Raw genomic sequence first — 19,104 nt, forward strand, 5'->3', positions numbered from 1 at the left:
GAAAAAACAATTTCTTCCTTTCGTATTGTTTTCAAAATTTGGGATTGATAGAATATGACATATCTCACAGAGAAGGAGGGAAGCCGTTGAGTCAAGCCATACCGTCTTCGCGTGTTGGTGTTAAGATTAACGAATGGTACAAGATGATTCGCCAGTTCAGTGTTCCGGATGCTGAGGTGCTGAAAGCGGAGGTGGAGCAGGACATTCAGCAGATGGAAGAGGATCAGGATTTGCTGATCTATTATTCTCTCATGTGTTTTCGGCACCAGCTGATGCTGGATTATTTGGAGCCGGGACAAACATATGGGAATCGCCCTACAGTGACAGAGCTTCTGGAAACGATTGAAACTCCTCAGAAAAAACTCACAGGCCTTTTGAAATACTACTCTTTGTTTTTTCGCGGCATGTATGAATTTGATCAAAAAGAATATGTGGAAGCGATCGGTTTTTATCGCGAGGCGGAGAAGGAACTGCCGTTTTTGTCAGATGAAATTGAGAAAGCGGAATTTCATTTTAAAGTGGCAGAAGCGTATTACCATATGAAGCAAACCCATGTGTCGATGCATCATATCCTTCAAGCCTTAGACATTTATCAAGACCATCCGTTATATAGCATGAGAAGAATACAAAGCTTGTTTGTCATAGCGGGAAATTATGATGACTTCAGGTGCTATGATAAAGCGCTCCCGCATTTAAGAAAGGCGCTGGAGCTGGCAATGGATATTCAAAACGACCGGTTCATTGGCATCTCTTTATTGAACATCGCCAACAGTTATGACAGGTCAGGAAGATATGATTTGGCCATTGAGCACTTCCAAAAAGCGGCGAAAGTAAGCAGAGAGTCGGTCCCTGATTTGCTGCCGAAAGTCTTGTTTGGGTTAAGCTGGACATTATGTAAAGCTGGACAAAAACAGCAGGCGTTTCAGCTAATAGAAGAAGGATTAGAACATATCACAACCCATCCAAATGCGGGGGCCCATAAATTTTATAAAGAATTGTATCTGTTCTTGCAGGCAGTGTACAAAGAGATTGTTGACGAACGCAAAATTCATGACCTTTTAAGCTATTTCGAAAAAAAGAACTTGCACGCTTACATTGAAGCATGTGCCCGCAGCGCTGCCGCTGTTTTTGAAAGCCGCTGTCATTTTGAGCACGCTGCTGCGTTTTATCGGAAAGTGCTGAAAGCGCAAGAAGATATTCAAAAGGGAGAGTGTTTATATGCTTATTAAGAAAAAAGTGATGATGTGTCTTGCTGTTCCCCTTATTTGCGGAAGCATTGCGGTTCCTTTCTTGACACAGTCCGGCGGTTTTAAGGAATCAACGGATCGAAACACGACGTATATCGATCATTCCCCTCATCATGTCATGACTGATCAGGATAAGAAAGCCCTTAGTTAGGGCTTTTTTTCTTGCTTTATTGGAAGTTTGTGTCGTCTCGTACTTTTAAACTACCGCCTTCCTTCTATTTCTAACGCAAGACACTCGAAACAACCAAACCATTTGAGGTATAATGGTTAAAGTGAATAACAGTATTTAGATTGATATATATGAAAGAGAGTGGAGCATCATGGGCCGTAAGTGGAACAATATTAAAGAAAAGAAGGCGTCTAAGGACGCAAATACGAGTCGGGTTTACGCAAAGTTTGGCCGTGAGATTTACGTGGCGGCGAAGCAGGGCGAGCCTGATCCGGAATCCAACCAGGCGCTGAAGGTTGTGCTTGAGCGCGCGAAGACTTACAGCGTGCCGAAAAATATCATTGAACGTGCGATCGAGAAGGCGAAGGGCGGAGCGGAAGAAAATTATGATGAGCTTCGTTATGAGGGCTTCGGGCCGAATGGATCAATGATTATCGTTGATGCGCTGACGAATAATGTGAACCGTACGGCGCCGGAAGTGCGTGCGGCGTTCGGAAAAAACGGCGGAAACATGGGTGTGAGCGGATCTGTTGCTTACATGTTTGACGCAACGGCTGTTATCGGTGTGGAAGGCAAAACGGCTGATGAAGCGCTTGAAATTCTCATGGAAGCGGATGTGGATGTCCGCGATATTTTAGAAGAGGATGACAGCGTGATCGTCTATGCGGAGCCGGATCAATTCCATGCGGTGCAGGAGGCGTTTAAAAACGCGGGCGTCGAGGAATTTACGGTAGCGGAGCTGACCATGCTTGCGCAGAGTGAAGTGACACTTCCTGAGGATGCAAAGGAACAGTTCGAAAAGCTGATTGACGCGTTGGAGGACTTGGAAGACGTTCAGCAGGTGTATCATAACGTAGATCTTGGTGAATAAAAAATGAGCAGACTGTCATGGTCTGCTTTTTTTATTGTCCGGGAAATTGTTTTAGCAGTTTATAGGCGGGTGTCTATACGCGCTGTAAGACCTTCTCATACGCTGGACTGTAACCTATGTGAAGGAGAGATTGGATATGACTGATACAAGACACTTCTGCTGCGGACCCGGCTTTGGCGCTTACCCAGGCTATGGTGCAGGCGGTCCGGGATTCGGAATGTACGGAGGCGCGGGCTATCCGGGCCATGGCATGTATACAGGGATGGGCCATCCAGGTTATGGAGGCGCAGGCTATCCGGGTTATGGCATGTCTGGAGGATTCGGCGGCTACCCAAGCGGAGGCTATCCGAGCTACGGAATGCATTATGATAATGATGGACATCACCACCATTACCCTGATGGACATTACGGGCACCATCAGGATGGAAATTATGGGCATCATGATGGTAACTATGGGCACCATCACCACCAAATGGGGCACTGGGGAAAAGACGGCCATAAATAAAAAGCGTGAAAAACGGACACTCTTGCTGATCAAGGGTGTTTTTTGTTTTTCTTTTTCTTGACTGTTCAGTCTGGAAAAGGTAATATCTTCTTGTAGGAGGTGATATTCGTTTGGGTAGAAATAAAGAATTCGATACCGCGCTTGTTTTGCGCAGAGCGATAGAGGTTTTTGGAGAGTACGGCTACGAAGGCACGTCGCTGCAAGAGCTGCTTTCTCATTTAGGTATTGCGCGCCAGAGTTTGTATGATACGTATGGAACGAAGCGGGATTTGTTTTTGTCCGCTGTGAAAACGTATCTTGAAGGAAAAAACGCGGCTGTTGTGGAAAGGCTCGAGGCGCCGGGATCTGTCAAAGAAGCCATTCGTGATATTTTTCAGGAGGGTGTGAATGCCCTGAAAGATCCTGAACGTTCAAAGGCGTGTTTTATCATCAACAGCGCTATTGAACAAATCCCGCATGATTCGGACCTTGCCCAGTACTTTGAAGGGCAGACGAAACAGCTTGAGGCGGCCTTTTATCAGGCACTGAGAAGGGCACAGACTGAAGGAGAATTGAAGGAACATCTTGATATATCGGCGCTTGCCCGATATTTAAACCAGAGCAGGCTGTCTCTGACGTTTATCGCTAAGGTTTCTGCTGATTTTGACCAGCTTCAGGATTATGTTGAAGTGAGTTTATCTGTCCTTGATTGACTTTTTTTGATAAAGGGTGCTTAGCCCTTTGACGCATTTTCTGGACTGAATGGTCTAAAATAAAATACGAGGTGATGATCCATGATGATGACGGAATACGAAAAAGCATGTGACACACTGAATAAATTTATGCAATATATGCTTGAAAAGGATATGGAGAGCTGGACAGAGCTGTGGGATGAACATGCCGTATTGGAGTTTCCCTATGCGCCAGAGGGATTTCCGGAAAGAATTGAGGGGAAGGCGGCTATTTACGATTATATTAAGGATTTTCCTGATAACATTCATATTTCTGCGTTTACTGCTCCGACAGTGTATCGTTCGGCTGATACAAACACGATCATTGCGGAGTTTCAATGTGAAGGCTATGCGATTGCGACTGGGCTACCTTACCGGCAAACCTATATCAGTGTGATTGAAACGAAGGACGGCAGCATTTTACATTATAAGGATTATTGGAATCCGCTTGTCGTCAATAAGACGTTTGGAGAAACCATTGAAACATTTATACAAACAGAGGAGGATGAAAAATGATGAGTCACGATCAGATTCTGATTACGGGAGGAACCGGCACGACAGGAAGCCGGATTGCGCAACGGTTAATTGAGCAGGGGTACAGCGTTCGCATCGCGAGCAGAAATAAGGGCAAAATGAGCAAGGCGGAGTATGTATATTTTGATTGGAAGGATGAGTCCAGCTTTACGCCTGCTTTGGAGCGGGTGAAGCGGATTTACCTCGTTGCGCCGGTTGGTGTGTTTGACCCGTCTCCTTATGTGCTTCCATTTTTAAAGGAAGCGAAGCGGCTCGGTGCTGAACGTGTGGTGATGCTCAGTGCGTCCGCTGTTCCTGAGGATGGTCCTGTGTTTGGCGCATTGCATCGTGCAGTACACGGGTTTCCGGAATGGGCGGTGCTGCGGCCGTCATACTTCATGCAAAACTTCATCAATGTCCAGCATCGCATGTCCATTCAAACTGAGGGGCACATCATCACAGCGGCAGGTGAGGGAAAACTTGGTTTTATTGATGCCGATGATATTGCGGAAACAGCAGTGCGTGCTTTGATTGACATTGTGCCTCATAATACTCATCATATTCTAACGGGACCTGAGGTGCTGAACTACGCTGAGGCGGCGGAGATCATCGGAGCCATGGCGGGACGTCCGGTGACGCATGTCAGCATTTCTTCTTCCGAGCTGAAAAACAGGATGGAAACAGCGGGTTTGCCTGCGGATTACGCGCGCTTTATGGCGGAATTAGATGAAGCGATCAGCCATGGTGCGGAACATCGGGTAACGGATACAGTGAAGCGTGTGACAGGAAAAGAACCCCGTTCGCTGACTGAGTTTGCGGCTGCTCATGCTGCATACTGGAAACGCTGATCTCATTTTAGACTGAACGATCTAGAAAGACCTTCGGCTCTGCCGAAGGTCTTCTTTTTATCTATTGAGTTTAAAAAGGCTTGCCGCGTTTTCGGTGCCGATTTTCATTCGGTCCGTTTCACTGATTGGACACTGGTCAAACCAGGAAGAGATTTCTTCCATCGATTCATACGGATAGTCCACCGAGAATAAGATGCGGTCTGAGCCAACCTCTAACAATGTATCAATTAATGCCTGTGTTCTGAATACGCCGCTTGTTGTGAGATAAAAGTTTTTGCGAAGGTATTCAGTCGGCGCTTTTTTATGGTTTCCATGGGTCTCAAGACGCTGATGGCGCAGTCTGTGCTCGACGCGCGGCAGCGTAAACGGAAGGCCCTCGCCTAAGTGTCCGAGAATTACGGTCAAATCAGGATATTCGTCAAACAGGCCGCTGAGAATCAGGCGGATGGCGTGTGTTGCTGTTTCAACGCCAAAGCCCCATGCTGAGCCGAGGAGGCCTTCGTAGCCTTCATAAATACGCTGCTGATTTGGCAGCGGAATACGCGGATGCAGATAGACGGGAACCTGAAGCTGTGCAGCTTTCTCCCAGAAAGGGCGTACCTGTGGCTCGTCTAAATATTGAGCGGTATTTTCGTCTCCGATATTACTGTAGCCGTTGACCAGGGCGCCGACAAAACCGAGTTCGTTTACCGCCCGCTCCAGCTCCTTCGCTGCTTCTTCAGGATCTTGAAGCGGAACCGCCGCAAATGCTTTAAAACGGTCTGGATGTTTGGAAACGAAGAATTCCGCAGCGTGATCGTTCATTTGCTTTGCGAGTTTTACAGCTCTGTCAGGATCGGTGATGCCCTCAATACCAGGCTGTGTCAATGAGAGAATTGACGTTTGGATGCCGTTTCGATCCATGTCTTCAATCCGTTTTTCGAATTCCTGCAATCGTTTTTGGACAGCGCTGAAATATTCATCGTCAGTAAAATTGTGACTTCCTGTTGCCGGAAAATCAGGAGATTCCCAGTGCTCTTCTAATGCGATTTTTCCATTCATGTCAAAAGGCTCCTCTCTTTTTCATGTCTGGTGTAGATCAGATGGAGTGCACTCATTTTACGTCACGAAGCTTCGTTTCAATAGGTAATGAACAATGTGTTTATTACTTTACATCATGTACAAGATGTAAGTTCATGGTACAGTAGATTTTGGGAAAAGGTCAATAAACAGAGAACGTGCAAACGTTTAGAAGAAGACATCAGCAGATGATTTGTCCAGAAGAAAATAAAAGTTAGACAAGGAGGTAAAAAATGTCTAGAAAAAATAAAGTAGATCCGAGAGTCAAAAGAACGAACAAATTTTTAAGAGACGCATTGATCGCACTGTTGAAAGAAAAAGAAGCCAATTCGATTACGATTCAGGAAATTACTGAAAAAGCGGATCTGACCCGCGGCACTTTTTATTTGCACTATCGGGATAAACAGGATTTTCTGTTTCAAAGCATGACGGAGGTTCTCGATGATTTGATCCAGCAGGTTAAGCCTGAGACGCCGGTGGAACCGGTCATTATTAATGAGGATCATCCGCCTGTTTCATTTGTGAAGCTCTTTGAGTACATTCATGAACACGCCGAGTACTTTCAAGTGATGCTGAGTGACAGAGGGCTTCCTCAATTCAGAAGTTTGATGGCGGAATTCGTTCAGAAACGAATTTACGAGGAATTGCTTTCATCTATTGAAGAATCTGAGAAACAGCTTCAGATCCCGAAAGAGATACTGGTCAGCTATATCACTTCCGCTCATATCGGGGTGATTTGTTCCTGGCTGGAGAGCGGCATGAAGTACAGTCCTTTATTTATGGCGAATCAATTAACACGTTTAACGCTCTTGGGACCGCTCCGGATAGCGGGGATAGAAAAACAAATCAAGCTTCCTTATTAAGAATGACAGTCATAATGACGCCTCCTGCCTCATACCTATTAAGGTCATTGTTATTGAGAAAGGAGGAGCCAGAATGAAGGAAATGCAGCCATTTACACCTGTTAAATCATACACGCCCTTTCACAGCCGTTTTGATCCCTGTCCGCCCATAGGGAAGAAATATTACAGAACGCCCCCTAACCTCTATATGACCTTTCAGCCTGAGCATATGGAGCAGTTTTCGCCGATGGAGGCTTTAAGGAAAGGCACCCTTTGGAAGGATCTCTATGATTTTTATGAAAATCCTTATCGAGGGGGAGACGCACATGACAAAAAAGGTTGATGCGGAATATTACCGCCAGCTTGAGCAGATTCAAGCAGCGGATTTTGTGCTTGTTGAGCTGAGCCTGTATTTAGATACACATCCTCATGATGAAGACGCGCTGAAGCAATTCAATCAATATTCCGGCTATGCAAGGCACTTAAAAAGGCAATTCGAATCATCTTACGGACCGCTTTTGCAGTACGGCAATAGCCCCGCGGGCGAGGAGTGGGATTGGAATCAAGGGCCTTGGCCGTGGCAAGTATAAGGAGGAATGCCTGAATGTGGGTGTATGAAAAGAAGCTGCAATATCCTGTCAAGGTCAGCACGTGCAACCCGACACTGGCGAAATATTTGATTGAGCAGTATGGCGGAGCGGACGGCGAGCTGGCCGCGGCTCTCCGGTATTTGAACCAGCGGTATACCATTCCTGATAAGGTCATCGGCCTTTTAACAGATATCGGCACGGAGGAGTTTGCCCATCTGGAAATGATTGCGACGATGGTGTATAAGCTGACGAAAGATGCGACGCCGGAGCAGCTGCGAGAAGCCGGGCTTGGTGATCATTACGCGAATCATGATGGCGCGCTTTTTTATCATAATGCGGCGGGGGTGCCTTTTACGGCAAGCTATATTCAGGCGAAGGGCGATCCGATTGCGGATTTGTATGAAGATATCGCAGCAGAAGAAAAAGCGCGGGCGACGTATCAGTGGCTGATTGATATTTCGGATGATCCTGATTTGAACGATTCCCTGCGGTTTTTGCGTGAACGTGAAATTATACATTCTATGCGCTTTAGGGAAGCGGTTGAGATTTTAAAAGAAGAACGGGATAAGAAGAAACTCTTTTAACAGCAGCGGGGGCTCCCTTTCATGCGTCCTTTTACATACAGACAAAATATTCTGTTTTTTTGTCGTTTGCTTGCATTATAATGGAGGTATGCATGTAAGTTAGTTTTGATCGGGGGGCCTTTATGTCATCTTTTAAGATTACGAAAGAAACAGTTGCAAATGATTTTTACGCCGGCCTGGCAGACCGTGAGGATGCAGAGCAAATAACGGGACTGCTCGTCCGTACGGCTGAATGGCTGCGGGACCGGGGCTCTGACCAGTGGAGCGGGCTGCTGGAGGGACATGACTCACATGATATTGTTGGCTCGATTGAAAGCGGACATGTGTTTGTGTTTCAAAAAGATCAAGAGCTGGCGGGTGTAGTGATGCTTCTGCCTGAGCCGAGTGAATGGGACAGAACGCTTTGGGGAGAAGAGGGGCACGAAGAGTCCATTTATTTGCACCGTCTAGCGGTCAGCCGCCGGTTTGCGGGAAATGGGCTTGGGGCCGAGATTCTCACATGGACGGAGACGGGTGTTGAGTATCCGGGGAAGAAGCGGATCCGTCTTGATTGTGTTGCTGATAACGACGCCTTGCATTCCTTTTACAGGCGAATGGGATATGAATTCAAGGGATCAGATGCCTCGGGGTTTCATTTGTTTGAGAAAGAACTGAACAAGTCAGAATAAGCGTCCTTTTTAGGGGGCTTTTTTGCCTTTTTGAAAAGGGAGGACAGGGCGGATGTTCTTTTTTTATGTGATGGCCATTGTGACGGCTTGTATTTCTGCTTGTGTATCTATTTTTCTGCGCTTGAGGATGCCGCAAAGAAAATGGCCGGAATGCATACTGGCCGTGCTGATTGTTCTCGGTGTGATCACAATTTGGTGCAGCATCTTTTTTGTCGGCGGCTGGGATGGCATGGCGCTGGGCATGCTTGGGATTCATGTAATAGTCGGAGCGTTTGCCGGGTACTTGATCGAGACGGTGTTCCGGCTGTTGAAAAGACAAATTAGGAGAAGGTAAGGCATTTGCCGTCTCAAATGATGTCGAATTTTTTACGGGGCGGCAGGAATTTTCTTTCGAGTGGAGAAATACATATTACTTTACAATGAAAGCGTTTTCTGTAGTAGGAAGGTGATGTTGATGATACATAGCCTGACAAATGGGCTGAATCGTTTTTGTACATGGGTAATGAGACTGGCTTATGTCAATGTGCTGTGGATCTTGTTTTCTCTTGCCGGGCTCGTTGTGTTTGGGTTGATGCCTGCTACGGCCGCGATGTTTTCGGTGGCGAGAGAGTGGGCGAAGGGGAACACGGATGTCCCGGTGTTTTCTGTCTTTATCCGGACGTTTAAGAAGGAGTGGGGGGCAGCTCAGCTGTTGGGGCTCATTCTGGTGACGGCCGGCTTGTTTTTGTTTGCGGATATACGGATTGCCGCTCAGATGAATCAGCCTGTGCTGGTGAATGTGTTTATGAGCATCGGTTTGATTTTCGCGTTTGTGCTGTTATATGTGTTTCCGGTCTTTTCTCATTTTGACGTAAAGCTCAGACAGGTGCTGAGCATCAGCTTTTTGATTGCCTTCAGCCGGCCATTGGTGACGCTGATGATGGCAGCGGGTGCGGTCGGAATGTTGTTTCTTGTGCTGTTTCATGTGACGTTTTTGCTGTTTTTCAGCGGCAGCGCGCTGAGCTTGTTGTTAACGAAGCTGTCCTTTAAAGCATTTATGTCAATAGATCAGCGTCAGGAGAAAGAAAAGGCGGCATGAAAGGAAGAGTCGCGGGCTGGTACAGGCGGATGAAGATTAAGGATAAGCTGTTTGTGTTTCTGTCATTGATTATGGCCGTGTCCTTTTTGTTTGTGTACAGCGGGGTGCAGTACGCTTTTCATGTCTATGATGAACAGATTTACCGCAAATCCTCGGAGGTGCTGCGGATGTCTTCTGAACGGATTGAAGACGAGCTGAAGAAAATTGAAGATGTATCGTATGAAATCATTACCGATGAACACATTCAGCGCATTCTCAGCATGCAAAACCGTGATGATACGTATGACCAGTATCAAATGAAGCAGGAGCTGTGGGATCAGCTTGCGCAATATGCCGGCGATGAAAAGTACATTGATTCGATTCATTTGATTGATGCCCGCGGCTCAGAGTATTCCGCCGGAAGCAGTTCATCGGACCTTATGAAGCAGCAGCAGGAAGAGGTATTTGAACGGGCGAAAGCGCAAAAAGGCAGAAATCTTTGGATGACCCTAGGCAGTTCAGATCCTGTCCTGATTTCAGCGCGGCAAATCAGATCGTTTCATCAGCTGAGTTTAAATGGCTTGGGCATGGTGCTGATTCAAGTGAATGTGAAACAGATGATTCGTGATTTGCCGAAGGATTGGGGCGATTCGGTCGGAGATATGATGATCGCAGACAAGGACGGCAATCTGGTATATTCGGCCCGTGCATCGGTGCTTACGCCTGAGATGACAAAGCAGACGCTGCGGCATCCTGGTTATGACTTGGTAAAAAAGAATGGCAAACGTTATTTTATTTCTTTCCTTCAATCATCCTATCAAAACTGGAGCTACTACAATGTCATCCCCTTTGATCAGATGTTCGCGAAAATTTCCTTTATGAAAACGGTGATCGGTACGTGCTTTCTTTTGTTTTTTAGTGTGGTTTTGCTTTTCGGGCGGAAGATTGCCAACAGCATCACAGAGCCGATCGAGCAGCTTGTATCCGCAATGAAATCGGTGCAGCACGGCGGGATTGAGGCGGGCGTGTCGCTGTCACTGCCGGAACACACACAGGATGAGGCGGGAACGCTGAACCGTCATTTTACTGTAATGATGAAGCGGATCAATGAGCTGATGGAAGAAAATGTGGAAAAGCAGCTTATTATTAAAGAAACAGAATTGAAGGCGCTGCAAGCCCAGATTAACCCGCATTTTTTGTATAACACGCTTGAGTCCATCAATTGGCTGGCGAAAGCGAATCAGCAGAAGCAAATTTCTCAAATGGTAGAGTCGCTCGGTTTTCTCCTGCGAAACAGCATTCATATCAAAGATGATACAGTGACCCTTCAGGAGGAGGCGGATATTGTGCTTCACTATATGACGATTCAGCGGTTCCGGTTTGAAGAGCGCTTGAACTTCACACTGGACATCGCCGAAGAGGTAAAGCATTGCCGAATTCCGAAGCTGACACTCCAGCCGCTGGCGGAGAATGCGATTCAGTACGCGCTTGAGCCTTTTACTCGGCCATGCGCCATCCGCATTCAAGCGAAAAAAACGGAGGACTGCGTCTGTATTACTGTCGAAGATAACGGGCCTGGCATGAACGAACGTATTCTTGAAAAAACGGGCGGAAGAGGGATCGGGCTCTGGAATATTCATGAACGCATCCGACTGATGTTCGGGGAGCCGTATGGCTTACGCATTCAAAGTGAGAAAGGGAAGGGAACGGCGATTTTGCTGACTATACCGTGCCGAAATGAGGTGGTGTGATGTACAAAATACTGCTTGCTGATGATGAGAGGATCATTCTTGACGGAATGGCAGGGATCATTGAGTGGGAGACGCTTGGCGCTTCTTTAGTCGGCAAAGCGCAGAACGGAATTGAAGCGTATGAGAAGATTATAAACAAGCAGCCGCATATCGTTATCACTGATGTAAAAATGCCCGGTATGGACGGGCTTGAGCTGATCAAAAAGGTGTCAGCCGTCTGCCCGTCTGTGCAATTTATCGTCCTGTCTGGTTTTGGGGAGTTTGAGTACGCGAAGGAAGCGATGAAATACGGGGTAAGGCATTATTTGCTGAAGCCCTGCAATGAACAGCAGATTATCCGTTCATTAGAGGAGATCATCGCCGAGCTGAAGCAGCATGATGTGCGGAAGAAGAAAGCCGCCCACCTGAAACATGAGCTGAATCATATCCGTTCCTTTGCGGCTGATCAATACCTGGAAGGTTTGATCGCCGGTGTCACCCAACTGTCTCCGCCGCCTTCGCTTGCAGGAAAGATGATTCGCCTTATCATCGCAGAGAATACTCAGCCTGGAGATTCTGCCGCCAGAGAGGCGTTTGGTTCCGCGCTGACAGCTTTTTGCTGCAGCGGAGGACGTGCGGTGTTTGCCGTGGAGGAGGGCACGCCCGATCTGGAAAACAAGGCGGAAGACGGCTTGGCAGGCTGCCGGGTAATCATCAGCCGGACGGGGGAGCTGCGTGACGCAGGACAGCTGTTCCGCGAAGCAACTGAAACGGCCGGTGACCAAAAGCGGAGTGAATTGATTTCTAAAATCACCAGGCTTGTCGCCGACGAGCTCGGCAATCCGAATCTCTCTCTGAAATGGGCAGCAAAAGATATGCTGTTTATGAACCCTGATTATCTGGGGAAAATCTTTAAGCAGGAGACAGGGGAAAAGTTTTCTCAATATGTTACACGGGTGCGTCTTGAGCATGCGATGAAGCAGATGAAGCTGAGGCGGGATGTGAGTGTATCAGAAATCGCGGAAGAAATCGGGTTCGGTGATAATCCGAAGTATTTCAGTCTTGTCTTTAAAAAATATACCGGTCTGACACCGTCAGAATTCAGAAGAAAACAGGGAGGCGCTTCCGCAGGATAGCCATCTCTGTTTTTTTAACTTTCGCCACTGTTTTTTGAGTGTTTCGCCCCGTCACAACCCTTTAAAATAAAATGTAAGCACTTACATTAAAGGGGGGATTGATTTGAAGAAGGTTTATTACGTGCTGCTGTCACTTGTATGCGTCTTTTTCTTCAGCGGATGTTCTGCGGGTGAAGAGGCGTCAGGGAAAAAAGAGGACATGACGCTCAGAATCGCATGGTGGGGCGGACAGCCGCGGCATGACTATACAACAAAGGTCATTGAATTATATGAGAAAAAGAATCCGCACGTCCATATTGAAGCGGAATTTGCGAACTGGGATGACTATTGGAAGAAGCTTGCGCCAATGTCTGCCGCGGGCCAGCTGCCTGATGTCATTCAAATGGATACGGCATATTTAGCGCAATACGGAAAGAAAAATCAGCTTGAGGATTTAACGCCATATATGAAGGACGGAACAATTGACGTCAGTTCAATCGATGAGAATATGCTTTCCGGCGGAAAGATTGACGGAAAGCTTTACGGATTTACACTTGGGGTTAACGTGCTTTCAGTGATTGCGAATGATGATCTGCTGAAGAAAGCCGGTGTTTCAATTCATCAGGAAAACTGGACGTGGAAGGATTATGAGAAGCTGGCGTATGAGCTGCAGGAAAAAGCCGGCGTATACGGATCTAACGGAATGCATCCGCCTGATATTTTCTTCCCGTATTATTTGCGCACGCAGGGTGAGCGTTTTTATAAAGAGGACGGCACGGGCCTTGCGTATCAGGATGACAAGCTGTTTGTCGACTATTTTGAGCGGCAGCTGAGGCTGGTCAAAGCAAAAACATCGCCAACGCCGGACGAAAGCGCCCAAATTAAAGGGATGGAAGATGACTTTATTGTCAAAGGCAAATCAGCCATTACATGGAACTACTCCAATCAATATTTGGGCTTTGCCCGGCTGACAGACTCACCGCTGTCTCTCTATCTGCCGCCTGAACAAATGAAGGAAAAGGCACTGACGCTGAAGCCGAGTATGCTGTTTTCCATTCCGAAAAGCTCTGAGCATAAAAAAGAGGCCGCGAAGTTCATAGATTTCTTCGTGAATAATAAAGAAGCGAACCAGCTGATTAAAGGCGAGCGGGGCGTTCCGGTATCCGACAAGGTGGCAGATGCGATAAAACCGGAGCTGAATGAGGAAGAGGCCAACATTGTGGAATATGTGGAAGCCGCGTCGAAAAACATCAGCAAAGCCGATCCGCCGGAGCCAGTGGGAAGCGCTGAGGTTATTAAGCTGCTGAAGGATACGTCTGATCAGATTCTGTATCAGAAGGTATTGCCGGAAAAAGCCGCCAAAACGTTCCGGAAGCAGGCCAATGACATATTAGAGAGGAATAATTGACGGGAAATGGGGCTGACAGAATGAAAATAAGCCGGAGTAAGAGAAAAGACAATCTGGCGGGATATGCTTTTATTTCTCCGTTTATTATCGGCTTCTTCTGTTTTACGGTGATTCCAATGGGCGCGTCTCTGTTTCTGTCCTTTACAAGCTACGACTTGTTTACGGCGCCGAAGTGGATCGGGCTCGATAACTATAAGGAAATGTTTACGGGTGACGAAAAGTATTGGCAGTCGCTGAAGGTCACTTTCACGTACGTACTTGCCGGGGTTCCGCTCCGCCTCGGCTTCGCGCTTTTTATTGCCGTCATTTTAAACAACGCGGCAAAGGGAACAGCCATCTACAGGACGCTGTTTTATCTGCCTTCGATCATCGGCGGAAGTGTGGCTGTTGCCATTATGTGGCGCAATATTTTCGGCAATGACGGGGTCATCAATGCGCTGCTGTTTTTTGTCGGGATCGATCAAAAAATTCTCTGGTACCAGGACCCGACAAGCGCGTTATGGACGCTGATTCTCTTGTCCGTCTGGCAGTTCGGGTCATCCATGCTGATTTTTCTGGCCGGGCTGAAAAACATTCCGGCATCATACTTGGAGGCGGCCAGCGTGGACGGCGCAACCCGCGTGCAGCGCTTCTTTAAGATCACGCTGCCGATGCTGACGCCGATTATTTTCTTTAACCTGGTCATGCAGACGATTTCTGCTTTTATGACCTTTACCCCAGCCTATATCATCTCAAAAGGCGAGGGCGGGCCGCTTGACGGAACGCTATTGTATTCACTCTATTTGTTCCAGCGGGCGTTTAACTATTTTCAAATGGGCTACGCCTCGGCGATGGCGTGGATCATGCTGATTATTGTCGGGCTGATTACACTGATTTTATTTAAAACATCATCATATTGGGTTCACTACGAATCAAAGGAGGAATAACGGATGGAGCCGGTCAACCAGCCTGTCAGGCAAGCCCCGGTGTTTGAAGGGAAAAAAGCCGGGCGCATCAGGCCAAAACGCATTCTGTTCCATGTTCTTACGGCGTCACTGGCGGTGTTATTGCTGTATCCCGTCATTTGGCTGTTTGTCAGTTCTTTTAAAGAAAGCTCCAGTATTTTCACAACCTCTCATTCTCTCATTCCAGATCCTTTTATTCTCAGCAACTATGCTGAAGGGTGGAAGGGCATTGCGGATCAGCCGTTTTTGACCTTTATTAAAAACTCGGCGATCATTGTCGGGCTGTCTACAATCGGCGCCGTTCTGTCATCGGCTGTCATTGCCTACGGCTTCGCGCGCATCCCGTTTAAAGGAAAAGCATTTTGGTTCGCCTGCATGATGGGGACGTTAATGCTGCCGCATGAAGTGCTGATGATTCCGCAGTACATTATGTTTGCGAAATTAGACTGGCTGAATTCTTTTAAACCGATTGTCGTTCCGCAATTTTTCGGGCATGCGTTTTTTATCTTTCTGATGATCCAGTTTATCCGAACGATCCCTGAGGAGCTGGATGAAGCAGCGAGAATCGACGGGTGCGGGCGCTTTGCCTGTTTTTGGCGGATCATTCTGCCGCTCATTGCACCGGCGCTTGCAACGTCTGCGATTTTTTCTTTCTATTGGAAGTGGGAGGAGCTGATTCAGCCGCTGCTCTATTTGAATAAGCCGGAGCTTTATCCTGTTTCTCTTGCGCTGAAGCTTTTCCTCGATACGGAATCAGCTTCAAACTGGGGTGCGATGTTTGCCATGTCGGCCGTCTCTTTACTGCCTGTGATTCTCGTATTCTTTCTGTTTCAAAAATATATCGTTCAGGGCATCAGTACGACCGGATTAAAATAAAAAGGAGTGTTGCAGATGGCACAGCTTATCTTTGATGAAGAAAAGGTCACATCCGTTATGGACAGAATTGTGAAACGGACATTTCAAATGGATTTTGCGTGGGATTGGCCGGGCGGCGTCGCGTTTTACGGCGTGGCAGAGGCGTATGAAGCGACGGAAAACGAGGAGTATATCAAACTGTTAAAAACGTGGGTGGATGAACAGCTTGAGGATGGGCTGCCGCCGCTGTCGATCAACGGTGTATCGATCGGGCATACGCTTTTGTTTCTGCATCAGGTGACGGGAGATAACGTCTATTTGGAAACGGCTGGCGAGATGGCGGAATATGTGCTTCATCACGCGCCCCGCTTTGGGGAAGGTATTCTTCAGCATACGGTGAACTCGTCGGATTATGTGTTTCCTGAGCAGGCATGGGCGGATACGCTGATGATGGCGGGGCTGTTTATGCTGAGAATCGGCCGTGTGATGGAGCGGGAGGATTACTTTGAGGACGGCCTGCGCCAGTTTCATGGACATGAGGACGTGCTGCAGGACCCCGTGACCAATCTGTATTACCATGCCTGGGACAATAAAGCGCAAAACCACCTGTCGGGGATTTATTGGGGACGGGCGAATGGCTGGGCTGCGCTCACGATGGCAAAAGCGCTCCCGCTCATCGAGGTGACGCATCCTTCTTTTATGATCATTGACGGATCACTCAGAGACCAGTTAAGCGCGCTTGTCCGGCTGCAGGACGATTCAGGGCTGTGGCATACCATTTTGGATGATCCGGATTCGTATTTGGAGGTTTCCGCATCGGCGGGCATTGCCTCTGCTTTGCTGTCGAGCGGGAAGCTCTATACAAAATACGCGCAGAAATCACTTGCCGCCATTTTGGATGCGGTGGAAGAGGACGGTCGGGTCAGCAAAGTATCCGCGGGCACAGCCGTCATGAAAAATGCGGAAGGATACAAACAAGTGCCTTACAAACGAATACAAGGCTGGGGACAGGGACTTGCACTCACATTTCTCGCTGATGTGCTGAGAACGAAAAAACGCGTGTATCAGTAAAGACGGCGGCAGGGGGAAAGGGATGAAAAAACAGCCTCAACAGAAAGAACGGGTTTCACGCTGGAAGGGAACGTATTTCAAAAGAAACTTTGTTTTCATTTTGCTGATTGCCTGTATTCCCGGACTGCTGACAGGCGGGGCCATCTACTTTTTGTCTATCGATAAGGTGGAGAAAGAACTGCAAAAGTCGCATGAAACACAGGTGGCGCGTGAAGTCAGCCGGATGGATGAGAAGCTGGAAGGGCTTGAGTTGACGCTTGCCCAAATGGCATACGATTCCTCGCTGATGAACGGATTGGCCGAGAAGGATTTGGAGAAAGACTTTACATTCTCCTATCAAATAACGAAGAAGCTGTTTCTTTTGCGGGATCAACAGCCGCTGATTCAGCAGGCTTCTATCTTTCTGAACAGCCCCCGGCCTCTTGTGCTGAGCCCCGAATACAGCGCACTGACAGAACAGGATATGCTTCACAAATACCGCTCGCTTCTCGACTCCGATCGGAGTATTTATTGGAGCCGATCGGGAAAAGACGCCGCGCTGATTCAGCTCATTCCGGGTGCGGCTGAGAAACCGTTTGGCGCGATCATGCTGACGGTAGATCCGAAAGAAATGGAGGCGCTTCTGCAAAGTTTGTCTCCTTACCCTGAAGGCAGCGCGCTACTTCTTGATCAAAAGCGGGAGGTGCTTTTCCATGGAGGAGAAAAGGATTTTGAAAATGCTTTAATGAATGAGGTGAAAAAACAGCCTCGCCAGAAAGGGCATTTTCAGATGGATTGGAACGGCACGGTGTATTCCGTCTCCTATGGAGAAATGAAGCGAATGCACCAGAAGTGGACCTTTGTTTCTGCGGCGCCTCTTTCAGCTATCACAGCGCCGATGGTGTTTTTATCAAAGGTGATTATTGTGATGCTTGTCGTTTGTATCGGCTTGGCTGTGTGCATGACGTGGTACGCTTCGAGGAAAATCTATCGCCCGATTCAGCATCTGCTCGGACTGTTTACGGGAGGAGAGAAACAAGCATGGCAGGCGTCAGGTCAGGACGAATTTAAGTGGATTGAAAAGAGATGGAATGATCTTTCCCTTGAGAGCCGGAGGCTTCATGAGCAGCTGCTCCGGCAGACGCCCCATATGAAAAAGAGTTTTTTGCAGCACCTGCTTCAGGGTGACTTTTACTATGACACAGAGGACAGCCTCAGATCGCGGATGGAGGATGCGGGATGGGACATCGGGGAAAACATATTTCACGTGCTTGATCTTCAGGTGACAGGGCTTCGCTGTGATAAAAGCATGTTCTATGCCGACGATGAACAGCTTGCTGTGTTTACACTGACCAATTTACATGAGGAGCTCGCGGCAAACCGGCGTTTTCAACCTTTAATTCTTGATATTGGGCGCCTTTCCGTCACCGTGCTTGTGATGAAAACGAGCGGCTCGGATCTGAAGGCGCATCTTTCAGAGCTGGCCCACATATTTGGTGCTGTCACGGGACTAAGCCTGACCGGGACAATGAGCAGGCAATCGGCCCGTATTAAGGATATCCCATCTTTGTTTAAGGATGTGAAAAGCGGCAAGTCCCGCAGATGTTTTGCCAATCGCCATCAGATCATCGATTTGCAGGATGATGTTTTTCAGGCTGAGCCATCCGCACCCTACTATCCTTTTGAACTTGAAAAACAAATCGTTCAGGCCATTCGGCTGGAAAGAAAAGCGGAAGCAGAGGAGCTGATTCGCTTATGTATGGCTGAAATGGCTGAAAAGGCGGTCAGCGACAGACAAGTGCATTCTGCGCTGATACAGCTGTTTTCCCGCATCCAGGAGGATATTCTGCATTCCGGCCTTCACCCGAGCGAGCTGTTCGGCAACAGGGATATGCTTCGCGAAATATCTGAGCTGCATGAGCCTGTCCAAGCGGCTGCCTGGCTGATGGATGCGGTTGTCACCCCGTACCTCGCCAAGCTTGAAGGCAGGAAAAACAGACAGCAAAAACAGGTGGCGGAACGTGTGATTGCGATGATTCATGAGCAGTATATGGCGGATCTTTCTCTTGAAAGCTGCGCGGATGCGCTGGGCATGAATTCTTACACCTTGAGCAAGGCCTTTAAGCAAGTGACGGGCGTTAATTTTATTGATTATGTGACCCGCATCAGAATCGAAAAAGCAAAAGAACTGCTGGTCAATACAAATAAAAAAATTCATGATGTGTCAGAAGAAGTCGGCTATCGCCACAATTATTTCAACCGGATTTTTAAAAAGCAGGTCGGCATGCCGCCGGGAGTCTTCAGGCAAATGTATCAGGAAACGCCGTGAAAGGAGAGGA

22 protein-coding genes are annotated in these 19,104 nt (G+C 47.7%); 21 read left to right on the plus strand and 1 reads right to left on the minus strand.

What is annotated here, in order from left to right:
- Positions 1-86: 86 nt before the first annotated feature.
- The 7 genes from NSU16_RS03700 (at position 87) to NSU16_RS03730 (ending at position 4,863) form a co-directional block, all read left to right on the plus strand.
- Positions 87-1,229 (plus strand): Rap family tetratricopeptide repeat protein, encoded by a 1,143-nt coding sequence (locus NSU16_RS03700; protein WP_326192353.1) that lies wholly within the window; start codon positions 87-89, stop codon positions 1,227-1,229.
- A complete protein-coding gene (locus NSU16_RS03705; RefSeq protein ID WP_106021538.1) occupies positions 1,219-1,398 on the plus strand; it encodes a phosphatase RapH inhibitor in 180 nt (59 codons plus the stop codon). The genes NSU16_RS03700 and NSU16_RS03705 overlap by 11 nt, the downstream gene beginning before the upstream one ends.
- A gap of 169 nt (positions 1,399-1,567) precedes the next feature.
- Positions 1,568-2,287 (plus strand): YebC/PmpR family DNA-binding transcriptional regulator, encoded by a 720-nt coding sequence (locus NSU16_RS03710; protein WP_010333282.1) that lies wholly within the window; start codon positions 1,568-1,570, stop codon positions 2,285-2,287.
- A 136-nt stretch (positions 2,288-2,423) separates the two neighbouring features.
- Complete coding sequence (locus tag NSU16_RS03715; RefSeq protein WP_168747135.1) at positions 2,424-2,792, plus strand: spore coat protein; 369 nt, start codon at positions 2,424-2,426, stop codon at positions 2,790-2,792.
- 110 nt (positions 2,793-2,902) lie between these two features.
- Positions 2,903-3,484 (plus strand): TetR/AcrR family transcriptional regulator, encoded by a 582-nt coding sequence (locus NSU16_RS03720; protein ID WP_268471446.1) that lies wholly within the window; start codon positions 2,903-2,905, stop codon positions 3,482-3,484.
- A gap of 81 nt (positions 3,485-3,565) precedes the next feature.
- On the plus strand, positions 3,566-4,018 hold the full coding sequence (locus tag NSU16_RS03725; protein ID WP_168747136.1) for a nuclear transport factor 2 family protein: 453 nt from the start codon (positions 3,566-3,568) through the stop codon (positions 4,016-4,018).
- Positions 4,015-4,863 (plus strand): NAD-dependent epimerase/dehydratase family protein, encoded by an 849-nt coding sequence (locus tag NSU16_RS03730; RefSeq protein ID WP_339192104.1) that lies wholly within the window; start codon positions 4,015-4,017, stop codon positions 4,861-4,863. Before NSU16_RS03725 ends, NSU16_RS03730 begins: the two co-directional genes overlap by 4 nt.
- A gap of 57 nt (positions 4,864-4,920) precedes the next feature.
- Here the strand turns inward: NSU16_RS03730 and NSU16_RS03735 are convergent, their stop codons facing one another.
- Positions 4,921-5,904, minus strand: a complete 984-nt coding sequence (locus NSU16_RS03735) for an amidohydrolase family protein (RefSeq protein ID WP_339192106.1) — start codon at positions 5,902-5,904, stop codon at positions 4,921-4,923.
- Positions 5,905-6,155: 251 nt separating this feature from the next.
- Between NSU16_RS03735 and NSU16_RS03740 the strand changes: the two genes are divergently transcribed.
- The 14 genes from NSU16_RS03740 (at position 6,156) to NSU16_RS03805 (ending at position 19,094) form a co-directional block, all read left to right on the plus strand.
- Positions 6,156-6,785, plus strand: a complete 630-nt coding sequence (locus tag NSU16_RS03740; protein ID WP_339192108.1) for a TetR-like C-terminal domain-containing protein — start codon at positions 6,156-6,158, stop codon at positions 6,783-6,785.
- 73 nt (positions 6,786-6,858) lie between these two features.
- Positions 6,859-7,107 carry a spore coat-associated protein CotJA gene (cotJA, locus tag NSU16_RS03745; RefSeq protein ID WP_010333290.1) on the plus strand — a complete coding sequence of 83 codons (249 nt, stop codon included), beginning with the start codon at positions 6,859-6,861 and terminating at the stop codon, positions 7,105-7,107.
- Positions 7,091-7,354, plus strand: coding sequence for a spore coat protein CotJB (gene cotJB / locus NSU16_RS03750; protein WP_268471450.1), 264 nt, complete (start codon positions 7,091-7,093; stop codon positions 7,352-7,354). The genes cotJA and cotJB overlap by 17 nt, the downstream gene beginning before the upstream one ends.
- Before the next feature lie 14 nt (positions 7,355-7,368).
- A complete protein-coding gene (gene cotJC, locus NSU16_RS03755; RefSeq protein WP_010333292.1) occupies positions 7,369-7,938 on the plus strand; it encodes a spore coat protein CotJC in 570 nt (189 codons plus the stop codon).
- Positions 7,939-8,060: 122 nt separating this feature from the next.
- Positions 8,061-8,606 (plus strand): GNAT family N-acetyltransferase, encoded by a 546-nt coding sequence (locus NSU16_RS03760; protein ID WP_339180091.1) that lies wholly within the window; start codon positions 8,061-8,063, stop codon positions 8,604-8,606.
- Between the two features lie 52 nt (positions 8,607-8,658).
- A complete protein-coding gene (locus NSU16_RS03765) occupies positions 8,659-8,940 on the plus strand; it encodes a YesK-like family protein (protein WP_339192110.1) in 282 nt (93 codons plus the stop codon).
- Between the two features lie 114 nt (positions 8,941-9,054).
- Positions 9,055-9,684 (plus strand): YesL family protein, encoded by a 630-nt coding sequence (locus NSU16_RS03770; protein ID WP_268446556.1) that lies wholly within the window; start codon positions 9,055-9,057, stop codon positions 9,682-9,684.
- Positions 9,681-11,414 (plus strand): sensor histidine kinase, encoded by a 1,734-nt coding sequence (locus NSU16_RS03775; protein ID WP_326334458.1) that lies wholly within the window; start codon positions 9,681-9,683, stop codon positions 11,412-11,414. Before NSU16_RS03770 ends, NSU16_RS03775 begins: the two co-directional genes overlap by 4 nt.
- Positions 11,414-12,529 (plus strand): response regulator transcription factor, encoded by a 1,116-nt coding sequence (locus tag NSU16_RS03780; RefSeq protein WP_339192113.1) that lies wholly within the window; start codon positions 11,414-11,416, stop codon positions 12,527-12,529. Before NSU16_RS03775 ends, NSU16_RS03780 begins: the two co-directional genes overlap by 1 nt.
- Before the next feature lie 103 nt (positions 12,530-12,632).
- Entirely contained in the window at positions 12,633-13,916 is a 1,284-nt protein-coding gene (locus NSU16_RS03785; RefSeq protein ID WP_339192115.1) for an ABC transporter substrate-binding protein, read from the plus strand.
- The gene (locus NSU16_RS03790; RefSeq protein WP_026014675.1) at positions 13,913-14,842 is read left to right on the plus strand and encodes a sugar ABC transporter permease; all 930 of its coding nucleotides are present in this window, start codon (positions 13,913-13,915) and stop codon (positions 14,840-14,842) included. Before NSU16_RS03785 ends, NSU16_RS03790 begins: the two co-directional genes overlap by 4 nt.
- Positions 14,843-14,845: 3 nt before the next feature.
- The gene (locus NSU16_RS03795) at positions 14,846-15,736 is read left to right on the plus strand and encodes a carbohydrate ABC transporter permease (protein ID WP_339192117.1); all 891 of its coding nucleotides are present in this window, start codon (positions 14,846-14,848) and stop codon (positions 15,734-15,736) included.
- Positions 15,737-15,751: 15 nt separating this feature from the next.
- On the plus strand, positions 15,752-16,786 hold the full coding sequence (gene yesR, locus NSU16_RS03800) for a rhamnogalacturonyl hydrolase YesR (RefSeq protein WP_168747147.1): 1,035 nt from the start codon (positions 15,752-15,754) through the stop codon (positions 16,784-16,786).
- A gap of 22 nt (positions 16,787-16,808) precedes the next feature.
- Positions 16,809-19,094 carry an AraC family transcriptional regulator gene (locus tag NSU16_RS03805; RefSeq protein WP_339192120.1) on the plus strand — a complete coding sequence of 762 codons (2,286 nt, stop codon included), beginning with the start codon at positions 16,809-16,811 and terminating at the stop codon, positions 19,092-19,094.
- Positions 19,095-19,104: the final 10 nt, after the last annotated feature.

This window comes from Bacillus sp. FSL K6-1003 (assembly GCF_037964945.1).
Taxonomy (GTDB): domain Bacteria; phylum Bacillota; class Bacilli; order Bacillales; family Bacillaceae; genus Bacillus; species Bacillus mojavensis.

Excerpts from the sequence above, each read along its gene's own strand:
- NSU16_RS03705 (WP_106021538.1), top strand. The coding sequence starts at position 1,219 with ATGCTTATTAAGAAAAAAGTGATGATGTGTCTTGCTGTTCCCCTTATT.
- NSU16_RS03710 (WP_010333282.1), top strand. The coding sequence starts at position 1,568 with ATGGGCCGTAAGTGGAACAATATTAAAGAAAAGAAGGCGTCTAAGGAC.
- NSU16_RS03715 (WP_168747135.1), top strand. The coding sequence starts at position 2,424 with ATGACTGATACAAGACACTTCTGCTGCGGACCCGGCTTTGGCGCTTAC.
- NSU16_RS03725 (WP_168747136.1), top strand. The coding sequence starts at position 3,566 with ATGATGATGACGGAATACGAAAAAGCATGTGACACACTGAATAAATTT.
- NSU16_RS03730 (WP_339192104.1), top strand. The coding sequence starts at position 4,015 with ATGATGAGTCACGATCAGATTCTGATTACGGGAGGAACCGGCACGACA.
- NSU16_RS03735 (WP_339192106.1), bottom strand. The coding sequence starts at position 5,904 with ATGAATGGAAAAATCGCATTAGAAGAGCACTGGGAATCTCCTGATTTT.
- NSU16_RS03740 (WP_339192108.1), top strand. The coding sequence starts at position 6,156 with ATGTCTAGAAAAAATAAAGTAGATCCGAGAGTCAAAAGAACGAACAAA.
- cotJA (WP_010333290.1), top strand. The coding sequence starts at position 6,859 with ATGAAGGAAATGCAGCCATTTACACCTGTTAAATCATACACGCCCTTT.
- cotJB (WP_268471450.1), top strand. The coding sequence starts at position 7,091 with ATGACAAAAAAGGTTGATGCGGAATATTACCGCCAGCTTGAGCAGATT.
- cotJC (WP_010333292.1), top strand. The coding sequence starts at position 7,369 with ATGTGGGTGTATGAAAAGAAGCTGCAATATCCTGTCAAGGTCAGCACG.
- NSU16_RS03760 (WP_339180091.1), top strand. The coding sequence starts at position 8,061 with ATGTCATCTTTTAAGATTACGAAAGAAACAGTTGCAAATGATTTTTAC.
- NSU16_RS03765 (WP_339192110.1), top strand. The coding sequence starts at position 8,659 with ATGTTCTTTTTTTATGTGATGGCCATTGTGACGGCTTGTATTTCTGCT.
- NSU16_RS03770 (WP_268446556.1), top strand. The coding sequence starts at position 9,055 with ATGTTGATGATACATAGCCTGACAAATGGGCTGAATCGTTTTTGTACA.
- NSU16_RS03775 (WP_326334458.1), top strand. The coding sequence starts at position 9,681 with ATGAAAGGAAGAGTCGCGGGCTGGTACAGGCGGATGAAGATTAAGGAT.
- NSU16_RS03780 (WP_339192113.1), top strand. The coding sequence starts at position 11,414 with ATGTACAAAATACTGCTTGCTGATGATGAGAGGATCATTCTTGACGGA.
- NSU16_RS03795 (WP_339192117.1), top strand. The coding sequence starts at position 14,846 with ATGGAGCCGGTCAACCAGCCTGTCAGGCAAGCCCCGGTGTTTGAAGGG.
- yesR (WP_168747147.1), top strand. The coding sequence starts at position 15,752 with ATGGCACAGCTTATCTTTGATGAAGAAAAGGTCACATCCGTTATGGAC.
- NSU16_RS03805 (WP_339192120.1), top strand. The coding sequence starts at position 16,809 with ATGAAAAAACAGCCTCAACAGAAAGAACGGGTTTCACGCTGGAAGGGA.